This window comes from Vibrio sp. G-C-1 (assembly GCF_021728015.1).
GTDB lineage: Bacteria > Pseudomonadota > Gammaproteobacteria > Enterobacterales > Vibrionaceae > Vibrio > Vibrio splendidus.
The window spans coordinates 1-16,175 of sequence record NZ_JAKKCR010000019.1 but is presented as its reverse complement, the minus strand read 5'-3'; the positions used below and the strand labels follow the sequence as shown (position 1 = coordinate 16,175).

Sequence of the window (16,175 nt, the reverse complement as noted above, 5' to 3'; positions counted from 1 at the left end):
GCTTTCTTATTGAACGAGTGTTTCGTGATCAAAAAAGGAGAAGCCTAAGCTTCTCCTTTTAATTTGTGCGGGTTATTTCAATCAGCGTTTACTTCGAGCCGGTATAAACGACTAATACCTTGTCATCTTGGTATTGGCGTTCGAACGCATAGTAGCCCTTGCTGTTACGGATGATGTGCTTACCTTGGGCTACCGCTGGATGGCGTTGGCGGAATTGGCCAAGCGCTCGCCAGTGATCCAGCAACTCTGCTCGTTCACCTGTGATTTGATCCCAAGGCATGTCAGAGCGAGTGCCTTGCATTGGGTCGGAGCCTGTTGGGCCGAAATCACGCGCGATTTCATCACCGTAATAGATCTGTACTGCACCGGGAGCCAGCATCAACGCGTTGGCAGCTTTGGTTTGTTTTGCAAAGTCACTGCCATGTTGTGTCCAGAATAACGAGGTGTCGTGAGATGAAAGGTAACTCAACACGTTGAACTCGCTGTCACTGTTGATCTTGTCTGCGTAGCGCAGGTAGTCAGCATCGAGATCGGATAGACACTTAAGTGCTTTGGGTGCGATATCACTCTGGAATTCAAAGTTGATGATCGAATCAAACCCGTTAGCGAAATAGTCTGATTTCACCACGCTGTGTGCCCATACTTCACCCGTCATCCAGAATGGTAGGTCATCCAACGCTTTGTCTGGGTTGTTTTGCTTCCATTCTGCAAGCGCTTGGTTAGTGCTCTCTTTAAGCTCTGCCCACGCATCTAACTCAACGTGCTTGGCGGTATCGACCCTAAAACCATCAACGCCATATTCACGTACCCAGTCAGACAACCAAGTGATGAGGTGTTCACGAGGAGTTTGGAGTTCATCTGTAGCGCTGGTGGACTTGTTGCGATAGAAGTTCGGTAGCCCAGTTGTCTCTGTCGATTCTGTTTTGAAATCGGGTAGGTGTGCCAAAGACATGGTGAGGTTGTTGTAACCCGGAGAGTCATAAGCACCAATGTCGCTGCGTAACCAAGCTTTACCCCACCATTTCTCCCACGCTTCTTTGTCACTGTAAGATATGTAGTTATTGAAGTAGTGCCAGTTCTGGCCTGCTTCTGGTTGCCAATCTGTCCAGTTTTCGCCAAGGGTTTGTTTAGCTTGTTCATCCGTGAGGTTGAGCTTACCAAAATCAAACTCTTGCATGTCGGCAAGTGTCGCATAACCGGTGTGGTTCATTACCACATCCCAAACAACGCGAATGCCTTTGCTGTGCGCGGTATCGATGAAGGTTTTCAGCTCGTCTTCGGTGCCCATGTTGTCATCGAGCTTGGTCCAATCTTGATGGTAGTAGCCGTGGTAGCCGTAGTGTTTGAAGTCACCGCGATCACCGCCGCCAACCCAGCCATGGATCTGCTCTAGTGGAGAGGTAATCCAGATGGCATTGGCACCGAGTGATTCTATGTAGTCGAGTTTTTCGGTTAACCCGGCTAAGTCACCACCGTGGAAGGTGGCTATTTCATCTTGTCCATCTTGGCTACGATTGTAACTGTTGTCGTTATCAGGGTTGCCATTGTGGAAGCGGTCTGTCATCACGAAGTAAACCGTGGCGTTGTCCCAACTAAAATCGGCTTTGGTTTCTGGTTCTACTTTCTCTAGTAGCAGAACACCTTGGCTGTTTTCTGCAGGCTGCATGGTGACGCTGCCGTTGGTAACTGTGACTTGTTTTCCTGAAAGGGCGTCTCTTACCAAGGTGCCATCATCAAAGGTTTGAGTAACATCGATGGTGGTTGGTTGATCACTGGGTACAGGACAGGCAAAGCTTTGAACTTGTTGCTGATTTGGCTTTACCTGAACCGTGAGTTCATTGGTCTGTGGGTTGAGCGTAAACTGGTAGGTGTTAGCGCGAAAGACCTTGATGGCGATTTCAGAATTCTCGGCACAGTCGTCTAGACGAAGGGGTTTATTGAATTTGATGCGACTCTCTTCAGCCAAAGCATAGTTAGTACCACAGGTCTTTTGAGCGTCGCTGATAGAGAAGGTATAGCTACCTTTGGCGAGTTCCTGTTCTGCAATTACGGTGCCTTTACCTGATGATTCAAATACGACAGTGTCGTTATCAATCGTCAGCAGTAGGTTGTTGTCACTGGTTTGGCTGCATGCGCTGAGTGCGAGTATTGAAAGCGCGAGTACTGTTTTTTTCATTGTTCCCTTCCCCTGAATAAACAGGTTATTTATAGCAAACAATGCCCTCTACAGTCTGAGTGCTGTTTCATTCAGTTAATCAATAATACGCCTACAAACAAATGCTTGGTTCACAAAAACAAAAAGGGAAGCTTTCGCTTCCCTTTGGGTGTTTACCGTTAGTTACTCAGAGTATGGCTTAGAGCAACTGTCTCACTCGTGCTTATTTTTGCAGTAGAGAGATGTCAGCAATCTGTAGGAACAGGTTACGTAGGTTATTGAGTAGCGTTAGACGATTCTTCTTAAGCGCTTCGTCATCAGCCATAACCATTACGTTATCAAAGAATGCATCAACGGGTTCACGTAGATCTGCAAGCTTGCTTAGGGCTTCTTGGTAGTTACCTGTTGCGAATGCTGGCTCTAGTGCTTCTGTCATTACTTCAACGTTTTCAGCCAGCGCTTTCTCTGCGTCTTCTTGAAGAAGCGCTAGATCGATTTCAGCGGGTAGATCGCCATCGAATTTCGCGAGGATGTTACCTACACGCTTGTTCGCTGCTGCTAATGCTTCTGCTGCTTCCAGTTCACGGAAGTGAGAAACCGCTTTAACACGTTGGTCAAAGTCAGCTGGCTTGGTTGGACGACGTGCTAGTACCGCTTGGATGATATCAACACTGAAACCAGCATCTTGGTACCATGCGCGGAAACGACCTAGCATGAAGTCGATAACGTCAGCTTCTACGTTTTCGTTGGTTAGCTTGTCGCCTAGTAGCTCTTTCGCTTTACCGATTAGATCAGTTAGGTCTAGGTTGTAGCCGTTTTCAACGATGATACGTAGCACACCTAGTGATGCACGACGTAGAGCGAATGGGTCAGAACCTTTTGGTGCTTGGCCAATACCGAAGATACCCACGATAGTGTCTAGCTTGTCTGCCATTGCAACGGCAGAAGAGATGCCAGTGCTTGGTAGTGTGTCACCCGCGAAACGAGGCATGTACTGCTCGTAAAGTGCTAGTGCTACTTGATCGTCTTCACCATCGTGCGTTGCGTAGTGCATGCCCATCACACCTTGAGTATCCGTAAATTCGAATACCATTGATGTCATTAGGTCACACTTAGCCAGTAGGCCTGCACGCTTAGATTTCTCAACGTCAGCATCGATTTGCTCAGCAATGTAGCCAGCAAGCTCTGTGATGCGGTCTGTTTTGTCTTTGATAGTACCTAATTGCTTCTGGAAGATAGCTTGGTCTAGTTCAGCAAGACGGTCGATAAGCGGACGCTTACGGTCGGTGTTGAAGAAGAACTCAGCATCAGCAAGACGTGGACGTACAACCTTCTCGTTACCTTCGATAACGTGACGAGGCTCTTTAGACTCGATGTTCGAAACGAAGATGAAGTTTGGTAGAAGGCTTCTTTCAGCGTCACCAATCTCATGCGAATAAACAGGGAAGTACTTCTGGTCGCCTTTCATGGTGTAAACCAAAGCTTCAGAAGGCACTTTTAGGAACTCTTGCTCAAACTTAGCAGTAAGCACCACTGGCCATTCAACCAAAGAGGTAACTTCTTCAACAAGGTCATCTTCTAGGTCAGCAATACCGCCAACCGCGTCTGCTGCTTTTTTAGCATCAGCAAGGATGATCGCTTTACGCGCATCGTAATCTGCCATTACTTTACCGCGCTCTTCTAAGATCGCAGGGTATTGGTCAGCAGAGTCGATTGTGAACTCTTGTTCGCCCATGAAACGGTGACCACGGATAGTACGAGCAGAAGCTACGCCTAGAATTTTGCCTTCAACAAGCTCATCACCTAGTAGTACTGTCAGTGTTTTCACTGGACGAATAAATTGAATGTCTGAGTTACCCCAGCGCATTGCTTTAGGAATTGGTAGGCCAGCCAGTGCTTTCGCAGCGATGTCCATTACCAATTCTTGAACTGGTTTGCCAGCCACTTCTTGTTTGAAAAGAAGCCACTCACCTTTGTCTGTTTTCAGACGGTCAGCTTGCTCAACAGTAATACCGTTACCACGCGCCCAGCCTTGTGCAGCTTTAGTCGCGTTGCCTTCCGCATCGAATGCGACAGAAATTGCAGGACCGCGCTTCTCAACGACTTTGTCTGCTTGGCCTTCAGCCAGTGCGGTCACTTTAAGTGCTAGACGACGAGGTGCTGCGTACCACTTGATGCCTTCGTGAGAAAGCTCAGCCGTTTTAAGACCTGCTTCAAAGTTAGAAGCAAAGGCTTCAGCTAGAGAACGAAGTGCCGTTGGTGGAAGCTCTTCCGTACCCAGTTCAATTAGAAAATTCTTCGCCATGATTATTTACCTTCCTTTTCTTCTACAGATCGGCACATTGGGAAGCCAAGTGCTTCACGTGACGCGTAGTACGCTTCTGCAACTGCTTTAGTCAGGTTGCGGATACGAAGGATGTAACGTTGACGCTCTGTTACAGAGATAGCTTTGCGCGCATCAAGGATGTTGAATGCGTGACCTGCTTTTAGAATGCGTTCGTAAGCAGGAAGCGGCAGTGGCTTCTCAAGCTCAAGTAGCTCTTTACACTCTTTTTCGCACTGGTCGAAGAAAGTGAATAGGAAATCTACGTCTGCGTGCTCGAAGTTGTATGTTGATTGCTCAACTTCGTTTTGGTGGAAGATGTCACCGTAAGTCACGTTAGAACCGTCTGGTGCTACGTTCCAAACTAGGTCGTAAACAGAGTCTACTTCCTGGATGTACATTGCTAGACGCTCGATACCGTAAGTGATCTCACCCGTTACAGGCTTACACTCAAGGCCGCCAACTTGTTGGAAGTAAGTGAATTGAGTCACTTCCATACCGTTTAGCCATACTTCCCAACCAAGACCCCATGCGCCTAGCGTTGGGTTTTCCCAGTTGTCTTCTACGAAGCGAATATCGTGAACAAGCGGGTCGACACCAAGAACTTCAAGCGAGCCTAAGTACAACTCCTGGATGTTATCTGGAGAAGGTTTTAGAGCTACTTGGAATTGATAGTAGTGCTGCAGGCGGTTCGGGTTTTCACCGTAACGACCATCGGTCGGACGACGAGAAGGTTGAACGTATGCCGTAGACATTGGCTCTGGGCCAAGTGCACGTAGACATGTCATTGGGTGAGAGGTGCCAGCACCTACTTCCATATCTAGTGGTTGAACAATGGTACAACCGTTTTGTGCCCAGTAATCCTGCAGCGCGAGGATCATTCCCTGGAAGGTTTTGATATCGTATTTTTGCATAGTCAGGTTCGCGCGATTCTTTTAAATGAATGAGAAAAATAACCTCTGAGTATACCGAGATATTGGTAAAGCGAGTAGGGGTAATCTTGTTTAATTAGTGGTCTAAAATGTCGTTTAGTGGATTTTTTTGCCTTTAATGTTTGTTTTTCGGCACAAGTGGATATTTTGATAACTTTGACACTTGTGTTTGAAAGCGTGGGTGATTAAAATCTCGCGGTCTTTGGGGAGTAGCTTACTTATTCATATCCTATTGAATGAGTTCGTCCGTCAACATAATTGATGCAAAATCATCATGGCGTTCGAGGCAACCACCACCTTGGTGGCGCTTAGCAAGACCTTAGACAAGCATCGTGAACCGGGATGGGGCGCGAGGTTTGTCTTTGGTTAAATATAATAATCTCCGTCCCAAATGAGCATGTCGTGAGCGTTTTAGCAATTTCAATTACAACTGTCGCCTTAGCCGAGATCGGTGATAAGACTCAGTTGCTATCCCTTTTATTAGCCAGTCGATATCGCAAGCCGATACCTATTATCGCGGCTATCTTCTTTGCCACCATCGCCAATCATGCTCTTGCTGCATGGCTCGGTGTCGTTATCGCAGATTACTTATCTCCTGAAATCTTAAAATGGGTGCTGGTGGTCAGTTTCATTGCGATGGCGGGCTGGATTCTGATTCCGGATAAGTTGGATGACGATGAGCAGATCTCGAATCGAGGCCCATTTGTTGCCAGTTTTATCGCTTTCTTTATTGCTGAGATTGGTGATAAGACTCAGATTGCGACCTCCATTCTAGGGGCTCAATACTCTGATGCATTAACGTGGGTGATTCTGGGTACTACCATCGGTATGTTGCTGGCGAATGTGCCAGTGGTGATCATTGGTAAGTTATCGGCAGATAAGATGCCTCTTGATCTGATTCGCAAGATCACCGCCTTGTTATTCGTGGGTTTGGCTATCGCAGCGGCTTTCTATTAAGCGGTGGTATTGAGTCTTATTATACTCAACCAGTAGAGTAACGTGTTGTAGGTCATACTCTTACAGTATTGTCGGGTTTATCGAGCGAATGGACATATAACTGTCATACTTGTCATGATATTTTAATCTTGTGAGTTAAGAACACGAGGGCATGATTATGTTGACGCGTTATATGGGTATTACTCCACAAAGCCAAAGTTATCTATTTACCTTTGGGCTTGCACTTACACTATTAGGCATGGTGTTGACGGACATGTGGCTACCAATGGTGGCTGGTTCGATGATCATGACTGGGCTTGCGGTAGAGGCCTGGATTCGAGTGGCGCATATTATTCCTATGCGCAAAGATATCCGAGAAATTCAGCATCAGCTTGAGCATCTGCAAAACAAGTCTAGAAACGAATAAATAAAAAGCCGCTCGTACTCTGAGTTCTGTTGAAGAACATAAGGTACGAGCGGCTTTTTTGATGCTTGATACTCGGTGGGGCGTTATGCCTCCAATCCCTTTCTGATCAAATACTGGTAAGGCAACGTTTCTGTCGCTTGACCTACCAACTGGTGATCCATGAATCGACAAAAGCTCGGGATATCTCGAGTTGTCGAAGGATCGTCAGCTTTTACCAGTAACACATCGCCATCCTGCATGTTTCTAATTGTCTTCCTGACCATCATTACTGGTTCCGGGCAACGCAGGCCTTCAGCTTCTAAAGTATGGGTTGCCAGTTCAGGTTTGAATGTCATGGTTTGTATCTCTATATCTATCTAACGAGTGAATAATACGTCTGCAGAAAAAATATGCAATAAGTGCTTGGCAAACAGAATCATTTCCTATAACTTAGTTAACAAGTTGATAACAACTTGAAACAAAGGCAACTAGCTAAGGAGTGGCGATGTTGACAGGATTAGATAGATTAACAATTTATTCAGTTCTCTGTTTTATTTCTTTCTGTGCGTTAGTTTTGCGCTCATCGACAGAGACCTCACTGATGCCTATCTTTGGCATAGTAGCAACGATTATTGGTATTTGGGTAGAGATGCGCCGTTGGCAAGGTATAGCCGAAGAGCAAGAGCACTAACCCGAATACAACAAGCAAATTCCGATACGACAACATTCCGACACTATCCCCAGATTTTCTTGGGCTTCCCCGCATAATTGCGGGATTTTTTTTATCTAAAGCATGCTATAAACAACTTAGTAACTAATGACAGTTGTATACAACTAGGTAAGTGGCGTGGAATTAGAAGACATCTATCGTAGAGACCTTAATTTATTGGTCGCCTTAAAAGTATTGATTGAAGAGGGCAGTGTTAGCCAGGCTGCGCTTCGTCTTAACTTAAGTCAATCCGCAACCAGTCGAGTGTTAGGGCGCTTAAGAGAACTACTTAACGATCCGCTGTTTACACGCCAAGGTCAGCACCTGATTCCCACCAAAAAAGCACTCGAGATCAGCCAGCGTATTGATCAGCCTTTAGAGTCATTCCGCCAACTGCTGAGCCCGAGTGATTTCGATCCTTACTATTGCAGTGAACGCTTTCTGATTGCGACTACTGACTACGCGATGCAAACTATCTTGCCTTATGCATTGCCTAAGATTTATGAACAAGCGCCGAACATATCTTTGGAGTTTGCACCGCTGCAGCATGAGCATTTGTTTAAACAGCTCAGTACCGAACGTGTTGATATGGCGATCTGTCGTCCGAGTGGCAGCATTGCACCACTTCATCAAGAGGTCTTGGGGCCGGTTGGTGTGTCGTGTCTGTTATCTAAAAACCACCCATTGGCGGATCAGCCTTTAAGCCTTGAAGACTATGTATCACTCCCGCACGCGATGATTGCGATCAGTGATGGTGTTAAGGCTTTATTAGACAACGCTTTAGCCAATCAAAACCCACGTAAAATGGTGCTGCGTGCTTATCACCTTGAAGCCGCATTAGCGATTGTCGATAGAATGCCGTTGGTGATCACTGTACCAGCCGATCTGGCTTATTTGGTGGCAGAGCGCTATGACTTGGTTGTTAAGCCATTACCATTTGAGTTTATGCCGTTTGATTACTCGCTGATCTGGCACTCGCGCTGCGATTCTTCTGCCTCGCAACAATGGTTAAGAAGAGTAGTAAAAGAAGAGTGTGGTGAGTTGATTCAGAAACGGATTGCGGATGTAGGTTTGGGTTAACTTAACTTAGATCTAGTTTTGGTTTACTCGAACCAAATGACCAAAATGCAAAAGGGCTGATTACTATCAGCCCTTTGTTGTTCTGAGATATTTGAGCTTTAGTTGATTACTAAAGCTTTATAACTACGCGACCAGTGATTTGACCGTTAGTGATGTCTTCTGCTGCTTGAATAGCGCCATCTAAAGACACTTCTTTAGTCGCTTGGCCGTAGAAAGACTCAGGTAGCAGCTCAGCAAGTTGTTCCCACGCTTTAATACGTTTTTCACGAGGGCACATTACCGAGTCCACACCTTGTAGGCGAACGTTACGCAGAATGAATGGCATTACTGTGGTTGGTAAGTCAAAACCGCCTGCTAGACCACACATTGCAACCGCGCCGTTGTAATCAATTTGTGCCAATACTTTCGCAAGTACTTTGCTGCCTACCGTATCGATAGCACCAGCCCACAGTTGTTTTTCTAGTGGCTTAGCTGGTTCTTCAAGTTCAGCACGCTCTACAATGCGTGTCGCACCTAGTGATTTAAGTAGTTCACCGTTTGCAGAAGCACGGCCAGTAACCGCTGCTACTTTGTAGCCTAGTTGGTTTAGTAGCGTAATAGACACGCTGCCTACGCCGCCACTTGCACCTGTTACTAAGATTTCACCGTCTTCTGGTTTGATGCCTGCATCTACGATAGCTTGCACACAAAGCATTGCTGTGAAACCTGCTGTACCGATCGCCATTACTTTCTTAGCGTCTAGACCCGCTGGCATTGGCACTAACCAATCACCGTTTAGGCTCGCTTTTTCAGCCATGCCACCCCAATGACCTTCACCAACACCCCAACCCGTTAGAACAACTTCGTCACCCGCTTTGTAGCGTGGGTCATCAGATTGTGAAACCACACCTGAAAGGTCGATACCAGGAACCATAGGGAAGTTACGAACAATGCGCCCTTTACCTGTAATCGCCAAACCATCTTTGTAGTTCAAAGAAGAGTAGCTCACATCAACCTTCACGTTACCTTCTGGTAATTGAGATTCATCAATTTGAGATACTGATGCGATAGTTTTTTTATCTTCTTGGTTTAGTACAAGTGCTTTAAACATGATCTGCTCCGTGGGAGGAATATTAGGAAACTGAAGTAACTTTAGTTGAATCATCGAAGAAAAAATAATGAAACATCAACATTGAATCTATGCGTTTTGTGCATAGATGTGAGTGATGTTTTTTCTCTCGCTAAGTTCGCTGAACGAATCGATACATTATTGGACGCCGAGCAATAAAAAGTGCAGCTATATAAATATAGCTGCACAAAAGATTACCCTACAAGTATTACAACCAACGACCGCTATGGGCGTTCAAATACCGTTGCAATACCTTGGCCTAAACCAATACACATGGTCGCTAAACCGTATTTCACGTCTTGTGCTTCCATCAGGTTGATTAGGGTCGTCGAGATACGAGAACCAGAACAGCCCAGTGGGTGACCAAGAGCAATCGCACCGCCGTTAAGGTTTACTTTCTCGTCAACTACATCCAGTAGACCTAGGTCTTTCGCACATGGAAGAGATTGAGCAGCAAACGCTTCGTTTAGCTCAATCACACCCATATCTTCGATGGTTAGGCCCGCACGTTTAAGTGCTTTTTTCGTCGCTGGTACTGGGCCGTAACCCATGATTGAAGGATCGCAGCCAGCGATAGCCATCGACTTCACGCGAGCGCGAATCTTCAGGCCAAGTGCGTTGGCTTTCTCTTCGCTCATGATAAGCATTGCCGATGCACCATCAGACAGTGCTGATGAAGTACCTGCTGTTACCGTACCGTTTGCTGGGTCAAATACCGGGCGAAGCTGAGATAAGCCTTCAACCGTAGTTTCTGGGCGAATGACTTCATCGTAATCCAGAGTGAACAGTGAACCGTCTGCTGCGTGAGCTTCTGTTGGCAGGATTTCGTTTTTGAAACGACCTTCAACTGTTGCTGCTTGAGCTCGAGCATGTGAGCGTGCTGCGAATGCATCTTGGTCTTCACGGCTAATACCGTGCATTTTACCTAGCATCTCAGCGGTTAGGCCCATCATACCCGCCGCTTTCGCTACGTGTTTAGACATGCCTGGGTGAAAATCAACACCATGGTTCATTGGTACATGACCCATGTGTTCGACACCACCGATCAGGCAGATTTCAGCATCGCCAACCATGATAGAGCGGGTTGCATCATGCAGAGCTTGCATAGATGAACCACATAAACGGTTGACCGTCACCGCACCAATCTCAATCGGTAGACCAGCAAGCAAAGCAGCGTTACGTGCCACGTTGAAGCCTTGCTCTAGCGTTTGTTGTACACAACCCCAGTAAATGTCTTCAATCTCGACAGGGTTTACTTCTGGGTTGCGCTCTAAAATGCCTTTCATCAAATGTGCAGACAGATCTTCAGCACGAGTGTGACGGAAAGCTCCACCTTTGGAACGTCCCATTGGGGTACGAAGGCAATCAACAACAACTACATTTTTCATTTTGCTATTCCTTTTCCAAATGTGGGTTACAGAGAACTGGCTTGTTGACCGTCGTAAAAGCTTTCGCCCTTCGCTGCCATATCAAGCAATAGTTGAGGAACTTGGTACATTGCACCTAAGTCTTGGTAGCTCTTCGCCATTTCAACGAAGTTACCAATACCCACACTGTCTAAGTAGCGGAATACGCCGCCTCTGAATGGAGGGAAGCCTAAACCGTAAACCAGTGCCATATCCGCTTCTTGCGGTGTCGCGATGATGCCTTCTTCTAAACAAAGCACCACTTCGTTGATCATAGGAATCATCACACGTTGGATAATGGTCTGGTCATCAAAGTCTTGTGGCTGTTGGCATACGTCAGCCAAGATAGGAAGAATGTCTTCAGAGAAGGTCTTCTTAGGACGACCGCGCTTGTCTACGCTGTATGTGTAGAAACCGCTGCCGTTCTTCTGGCCGTATTTTTCAGCGACATAAAGCGCGTCAATCGCATCACGCGCTTCTTTACCCATACGCTCAGGGAAACCTTGCGCCATTACTGCTTGGGCATGGTGTGCTGTGTCTAAACCAACAACGTCTAATAGGTACGCAGGGCCCATTGGCCAACCGAACTTGCGCTCCATGACTTTATCGATCTTAGTGAAGTCAGCACCGTCGCGTAACAACATGCTGAAACCGCCAAAGTAAGGGAAAAGTACACGGTTTACGAAGAAGCCAGGGCAGTCATTAACAACGATAGGGGATTTGCCCATTTTCGCTGCGTAAGCGACTACGCGATTAATTGTTTCTTCTGAAGTATGCTCGCCACGGATGATCTCAACCAAAGGCATGCGGTGTACTGGATTAAAGAAGTGCATGCCACAGAAGTTTTCAGGGCGCTTTAAAGATTTCGCTAACAGGTTGATTGGAATCGTTGAGGTGTTTGATGTAAGAACCGTGTCTTCACCAACCAAACCTTCCACTTCGCTCAAAACTGCCGCTTTTACTTTAGGGTTTTCTACAACCGCTTCCACAATCACATCTGATTGCTCAACACCTGCATAATGTAGACTTGGAGTAATAGAAGACAGAATACCTGCCATCTTGAACCCATCAAGGCGACCGCGTGATAAGCGTTTATTCAACAGCTTAGAAGCTTCGTTCATACCAAGATCAAGAGACGCTTGTGCGATGTCTTTCATCATCACTGGCACGCCTTTCAATGCTGACTGGTAAGCAATACCGCCACCCATGATGCCAGCACCAAGTACTGCTGCGCGTTCAGTTGCTTTATTCGCAGACTTACCAGCTTGTTTTGCTAAGCCTTTAATGTATTGGTCATTCAAGAATAAACCGACAAGGGCTTTCGCTTCTTCAGATTTTGCTAGCTTAACGAAGTGTTTGCGTTCGATGTCTAACGCCGCATCGCGATCGCTGCGCGCTGCTTCTTCAATTGCAATCACAGAAGTAATCGGAGCTGGGTAGTGAGGCCCTGCTTTTTGAGCCACTAAGCCCTTAGCCATGGTAAAGCTCATCATCGCTTCTAGTTTACTTAGTGAAAGCGCTGATGTTTTTTGTTTGCGGCGTAGCTGCCAATCAAGTTTCTCATTGGCTGCCAAAGAAACCGTGTTGATCGCTGATTCTAGTAGTTGGTCTGTTTCAACAATCGCATCTAACAAGCCAACTTTAAGCGCTTCATCTGCACGGCATGCTTTGCCTTGAGTGATAATTTCCATCGCGCTGTCAGCACCGATAACACGAGGTAGGCGCACACAACCACCAAAACCAGGCATGATGCCAAGTTTGGTTTCTGGTAGACCTATGCTGGTGGTCTTGTCACCGATGCGGAAATCGGTAGCGAGTACACATTCACAGCCGCCGCCAAGGGCATGGCCACGCATCATTGAAAGAGTTGGGACAGGAAGGTCTTCGAGCTTGCTGAAGATTGAATTAGCGAATCTTAACCATTCATCAAGTTCTGCTTCTGGCTTAGCAAATAGGCCAAGAAATTCAGTGATGTCTGCGCCCACAATGAACGCGTCTTTGTTTGAAGTTAAGATTAAACCACGTAATCCTGCGTGAGCATTAAGAGCATCTAACGCTTTATCTAGTGATTCTAAAGTTGCAAGGTCGAGTTTGTTTACAGATGCCGGTGCACAGAAGCTTAATTCCGCAATACCATCTTGTAATTCCTTTACCTGTAGGGTGTTAGCTTGGTAAATCATTGTCTATCTCCATGACATACAATCCACGATTGTTTGAGAGAATCTTGTTATCTTTCTATTATTGTAGAACACCTGGTAAGACCAGTTATTCTAGTCTGTACCTCTGCTTGATTAATTTCAATACATTTTTTAAACAATTGTTTAACATTGTGCGACAGCACAGATCCTCTAACCCTTATTATTCACGCGTGATACACTTCGCTGCTCTTAATAATTAAGTTAACGATATGAATGAACAGCCCTATTTAATACCGTCAGCGTCGGCTTTATTTGAAGAAGAGATAAAAAAGAGCGTTTTTATTACTCATCTTGCTCATACTCCAAGTGTAGAAGCTGCTAAGCAGTTCGTTGAACAGGTAAAAAAAGAGCATTCTTCAGCGCGACATAACTGTTGGGGCTTTGCTGCAGGGCGACCTGAAGACTCGATGAAGTGGGGCTTTAGTGATGATGGCGAACCCTCGGGTACTGCTGGAAAGCCTATCTTGGCACAACTGTCTGGTTCAGGTGTTGGCGAGTTAACGGCTGTAGTCACTCGCTATTCAGGCGGAATCAAGCTCGGTACTGGTGGTTTAGTTAAGGCTTATGGTGGTGGAGTACAACAAGCTCTCAAGCTGCTTCAAACTATCGAGAAAAAAATAACCACAAAATTACGGCTAGAGTTAGACTATGGCTTTGTGCCGATTGCACAATCCATCATGGCTCAGCATCAGGCTGTTGAAGTCCAAGCGGATTATGGTGTTCAAGTTGAGCTTATTATTGAAATAGAGCTCCTTCAGGTAGATTCGTTTACCCAAACCATGATCAATAAAAGCGGTGCTAAGGCACTGGTAACGAAAGTCAAAGACAACTAGGAAGTGTGAAGCATTTCGCTTCGTTCAATAGCTCATGCAATTTCGCTCAATTATTCGAATCGTCGGATTATTATTAGCACTTTTTAGTGTATCAATGCTCGCACCTGCGCTCGTCGCTCTGATCTATCGAGATGGTGCGGGTGTGCCATTTGTGACGACCTTTTTTGTTCTCTTATTCTGTGGAGCAACCTGCTGGTTTCCAAACCGACGTTATAAGCATGAATTGAAAGCGCGTGATGGCTTCTTGATTGTTGTTTTATTCTGGACGGTAATCGGTAGTGCTGGTGCGCTGCCGTTTTTGATCGCCGATAACCCCAATGTGTCGGTAACCGATGCTTTCTTCGAATCCTTCTCTGCATTAACAACCACGGGCGCGACCGTTATTGTCGGCCTCGATGATCTGCCTAAGGCGATTCTGTTTTACCGCCAGTTCCTGCAATGGTTTGGTGGTATGGGTATCATCGTATTGGCGGTAGCCATCCTTCCTGTTCTCGGCATCGGTGGTATGCAGCTATATCGTGCAGAAATCCCGGGCCCTGTAAAAGACAGTAAGATGACTCCGCGTATTGCTGAAACGGCAAAAGCGCTTTGGTACATCTATCTGAGCCTAACGATTGCTTGTGCGGTGGCGTTTTGGCTTGCAGGCATGAGCTTCTTTGATGCTATAAGTCATAGCTTCTCTACTATTGCGATTGGTGGCTTCTCGACTCACGATGCGAGTATGGGCTATTTCAACAGTCCGGCTATCAACATGATTACGGTCGTGTTCCTTCTTATCTCTGCGTGTAACTATTCGCTTCACTTTGCTGCATTTGCTTCTGGTGGTGTGCATCCTAAGTATTATTGGAAAGATCCTGAATTCCGCGCCTTTATCTTTATTCAAGCAGTCTTGTTCTTAGTTTGTTTCTTATTACTGCTTAATCACCACTCTTATGACTCGTATTACGATGCTTTTGATCAAGCGTTGTTCCAAACGGTATCTATATCGACGACAGCAGGCTTCACCACTACAGGTTTCTCCGAGTGGCCATTGTTCTTACCTGTTCTGCTTCTGTTCTCTTCTTTTATAGGGGGCTGTGCAGGTTCAACGGGCGGTGGTATGAAAGTCATTCGAATCTTATTGCTTACTTTGCAAGGTGCTCGTGAAATGAAGCGCCTTGTCCACCCGCGTGCTGTCTATACCATCAAGGTTGGCGGTTCTGCGTTACCACAACGTGTTGTTGATGCGGTTTGGGGCTTCTTCTCTGCATACGCATTGGTTTTTGTGGTTTGTATGTTGGCTCTTATTGCTACTGGGATGGATGAGCTGAGTGCTTTCTCTGCCGTAGCGGCAACATTGAATAACCTTGGCCCGGGCTTAGGTGAAGTGGCAATGCACTTCGGCGATGTGAATGATAAGGCTAAATGGGTGTTGATCGTATCTATGCTGTTTGGTCGTTTAGAGATATTCACCTTATTAATTTTATTGACCCCTACGTTTTGGCGTAGCTAAGGACAACATTGTGGCAAAAGCTCTATTTTTGTATTCAAGCCGTGAAGGGCAAACCAAGAAGATCTTGAACTATATAAAAGAAGAAATGAATGAGTTCGAATGTGAGCTTCAAGATCTGCACACTATTAGTAATGTCGACTTTGCTCAATACGACCGAGTGTTGATTGGTGCATCTATTCGTTACGGCCACCTTAATAAGAAACTATATAAGTTCATTGATGCCAACCTTACTCAGTTGCAATCCAATAAGGTTGCCTTCTTCTGCGTTAACTTAACGGCTCGTAAAGAAGACCAAGGTAAAGACACCCCTGAAGGTAGTGCCTATATTAAGAAGTTTCTTCTTAAGTCACCATGGCAGCCGACTCTAATCGGTGTATTCGCGGGTGCTCTCTATTACCCTCGTTATAACTGGTTCGATAAAACCATGATTCGCTTCATTATGAATATGACAGGCGGAGAAACGGACACAACCAAGGAAGTTGAGTATACGAACTGGGAAAAAGTCTCTTTATTCTCTAAGAAATTGCAAGAGATGTAAGAGAAAAGCCTACTTTTGAGGCGTTTTGTGCTCTTTTTAATCGAACGAATAAAAAAACG

14 protein-coding genes are annotated in these 16,175 nt (G+C 45.9%); 7 read left to right on the top strand and 7 right to left on the bottom strand.

Annotation, left to right across the window (positions count from 1 at the left end; translation table 11 throughout):
- Positions 1-88: 88 nt before the first annotated feature.
- From L3V36_RS21635 to glyQ, 3 genes are all read right to left on the bottom strand, one after another.
- Positions 89-2,176: an alpha-amylase gene (locus tag L3V36_RS21635; protein ID WP_208775658.1), complete on the bottom strand. Its 2,088-nt coding sequence runs from the start codon at positions 2,174-2,176 to the stop codon at positions 89-91.
- A gap of 202 nt (positions 2,177-2,378) precedes the next feature.
- Positions 2,379-4,460 carry a glycine--tRNA ligase subunit beta gene (gene glyS / locus L3V36_RS21630; RefSeq protein ID WP_102501385.1) on the bottom strand — a complete coding sequence of 694 codons (2,082 nt, stop codon included), beginning with the start codon at positions 4,458-4,460 and terminating at the stop codon, positions 2,379-2,381.
- Between the two features lie 2 nt (positions 4,461-4,462).
- The gene (gene glyQ / locus L3V36_RS21625) at positions 4,463-5,392 is read right to left on the bottom strand and encodes a glycine--tRNA ligase subunit alpha (protein WP_004736678.1); all 930 of its coding nucleotides are present in this window, start codon (positions 5,390-5,392) and stop codon (positions 4,463-4,465) included.
- A 420-nt stretch (positions 5,393-5,812) separates the two neighbouring features.
- Between glyQ and L3V36_RS21620 the strand changes: the two genes are divergently transcribed.
- On the top strand, positions 5,813-6,367 hold the full coding sequence (locus L3V36_RS21620) for a TMEM165/GDT1 family protein (protein ID WP_017077289.1): 555 nt from the start codon (positions 5,813-5,815) through the stop codon (positions 6,365-6,367).
- Positions 6,368-6,518: 151 nt separating this feature from the next.
- Positions 6,519-6,773 (top strand): hypothetical protein, encoded by a 255-nt coding sequence (locus tag L3V36_RS21615; RefSeq protein WP_004736676.1) that lies wholly within the window; start codon positions 6,519-6,521, stop codon positions 6,771-6,773.
- Between the two features lie 83 nt (positions 6,774-6,856).
- On the opposite strand, the gene tusA is transcribed toward L3V36_RS21615, so the two are convergent.
- On the bottom strand, positions 6,857-7,108 hold the full coding sequence (tusA, locus tag L3V36_RS21610; RefSeq protein ID WP_004736675.1) for a sulfurtransferase TusA: 252 nt from the start codon (positions 7,106-7,108) through the stop codon (positions 6,857-6,859).
- Between the two features lie 149 nt (positions 7,109-7,257).
- On the opposite strand from tusA, the gene L3V36_RS21605 reads away from it, so the two are divergent.
- Positions 7,258-7,443: a hypothetical protein gene (locus L3V36_RS21605; protein WP_004736674.1), complete on the top strand. Its 186-nt coding sequence runs from the start codon at positions 7,258-7,260 to the stop codon at positions 7,441-7,443.
- Positions 7,444-7,599: 156 nt separating this feature from the next.
- Entirely contained in the window at positions 7,600-8,541 is a 942-nt protein-coding gene (locus L3V36_RS21600) for a LysR family transcriptional regulator (RefSeq protein ID WP_102485368.1), read from the top strand.
- A 109-nt stretch (positions 8,542-8,650) separates the two neighbouring features.
- On the opposite strand, the gene L3V36_RS21595 is transcribed toward L3V36_RS21600, so the two are convergent.
- The 3 genes from L3V36_RS21595 to fadB all read right to left on the bottom strand — a co-directional run bounded on the left by L3V36_RS21595 (position 8,651) and on the right by fadB (position 13,235).
- Entirely contained in the window at positions 8,651-9,631 is a 981-nt protein-coding gene (locus L3V36_RS21595) for an MDR family oxidoreductase (RefSeq protein WP_017094369.1), read from the bottom strand.
- Between the two features lie 242 nt (positions 9,632-9,873).
- Positions 9,874-11,037: an acetyl-CoA C-acyltransferase FadA gene (gene fadA, locus L3V36_RS21590; RefSeq protein ID WP_004736671.1), complete on the bottom strand. Its 1,164-nt coding sequence runs from the start codon at positions 11,035-11,037 to the stop codon at positions 9,874-9,876.
- A 26-nt stretch (positions 11,038-11,063) separates the two neighbouring features.
- Positions 11,064-13,235, bottom strand: a complete 2,172-nt coding sequence (gene fadB / locus L3V36_RS21585; RefSeq protein ID WP_208775659.1) for a fatty acid oxidation complex subunit alpha FadB — start codon at positions 13,233-13,235, stop codon at positions 11,064-11,066.
- Positions 13,236-13,462: 227 nt separating this feature from the next.
- Here fadB and L3V36_RS21580 point away from each other — a divergent pair, with 227 nt between their 5' ends.
- From L3V36_RS21580 to hemG, 3 genes are read left to right on the top strand one after another with little or no spacing between them, the layout of a single operon-like run.
- Positions 13,463-14,086, top strand: coding sequence for a YigZ family protein (locus L3V36_RS21580; RefSeq protein ID WP_004736669.1), 624 nt, complete (start codon positions 13,463-13,465; stop codon positions 14,084-14,086).
- A 34-nt stretch (positions 14,087-14,120) separates the two neighbouring features.
- Positions 14,121-15,578 (top strand): TrkH family potassium uptake protein, encoded by a 1,458-nt coding sequence (locus tag L3V36_RS21575; protein WP_017077285.1) that lies wholly within the window; start codon positions 14,121-14,123, stop codon positions 15,576-15,578.
- A 10-nt stretch (positions 15,579-15,588) separates the two neighbouring features.
- Complete coding sequence (gene hemG / locus L3V36_RS21570; RefSeq protein ID WP_017077284.1) at positions 15,589-16,116, top strand: menaquinone-dependent protoporphyrinogen IX dehydrogenase; 528 nt, start codon at positions 15,589-15,591, stop codon at positions 16,114-16,116.
- The last annotated feature ends 59 nt before the right edge of the window (positions 16,117-16,175 follow it).

Bases quoted from the DNA above. Each gene is read 5' to 3' on its own strand.
- L3V36_RS21635 (WP_208775658.1), bottom strand. From the start codon at position 2,176: ATGAAAAAAACAGTACTCGCGCTTTCAATACTCGCACTCAGCGCATGC.
- glyS (WP_102501385.1), bottom strand. From the start codon at position 4,460: ATGGCGAAGAATTTTCTAATTGAACTGGGTACGGAAGAGCTTCCACCA.
- glyQ (WP_004736678.1), bottom strand. From the start codon at position 5,392: ATGCAAAAATACGATATCAAAACCTTCCAGGGAATGATCCTCGCGCTG.
- L3V36_RS21615 (WP_004736676.1), top strand. From the start codon at position 6,519: ATGATTATGTTGACGCGTTATATGGGTATTACTCCACAAAGCCAAAGT.
- tusA (WP_004736675.1), bottom strand. From the start codon at position 7,108: ATGACATTCAAACCTGAACTGGCAACCCATACTTTAGAAGCTGAAGGC.
- L3V36_RS21605 (WP_004736674.1), top strand. From the start codon at position 7,258: ATGTTGACAGGATTAGATAGATTAACAATTTATTCAGTTCTCTGTTTT.
- L3V36_RS21595 (WP_017094369.1), bottom strand. From the start codon at position 9,631: ATGTTTAAAGCACTTGTACTAAACCAAGAAGATAAAAAAACTATCGCA.
- fadA (WP_004736671.1), bottom strand. From the start codon at position 11,037: ATGAAAAATGTAGTTGTTGTTGATTGCCTTCGTACCCCAATGGGACGT.
- fadB (WP_208775659.1), bottom strand. From the start codon at position 13,235: ATGATTTACCAAGCTAACACCCTACAGGTAAAGGAATTACAAGATGGT.
- L3V36_RS21580 (WP_004736669.1), top strand. From the start codon at position 13,463: ATGAATGAACAGCCCTATTTAATACCGTCAGCGTCGGCTTTATTTGAA.
- L3V36_RS21575 (WP_017077285.1), top strand. From the start codon at position 14,121: ATGCAATTTCGCTCAATTATTCGAATCGTCGGATTATTATTAGCACTT.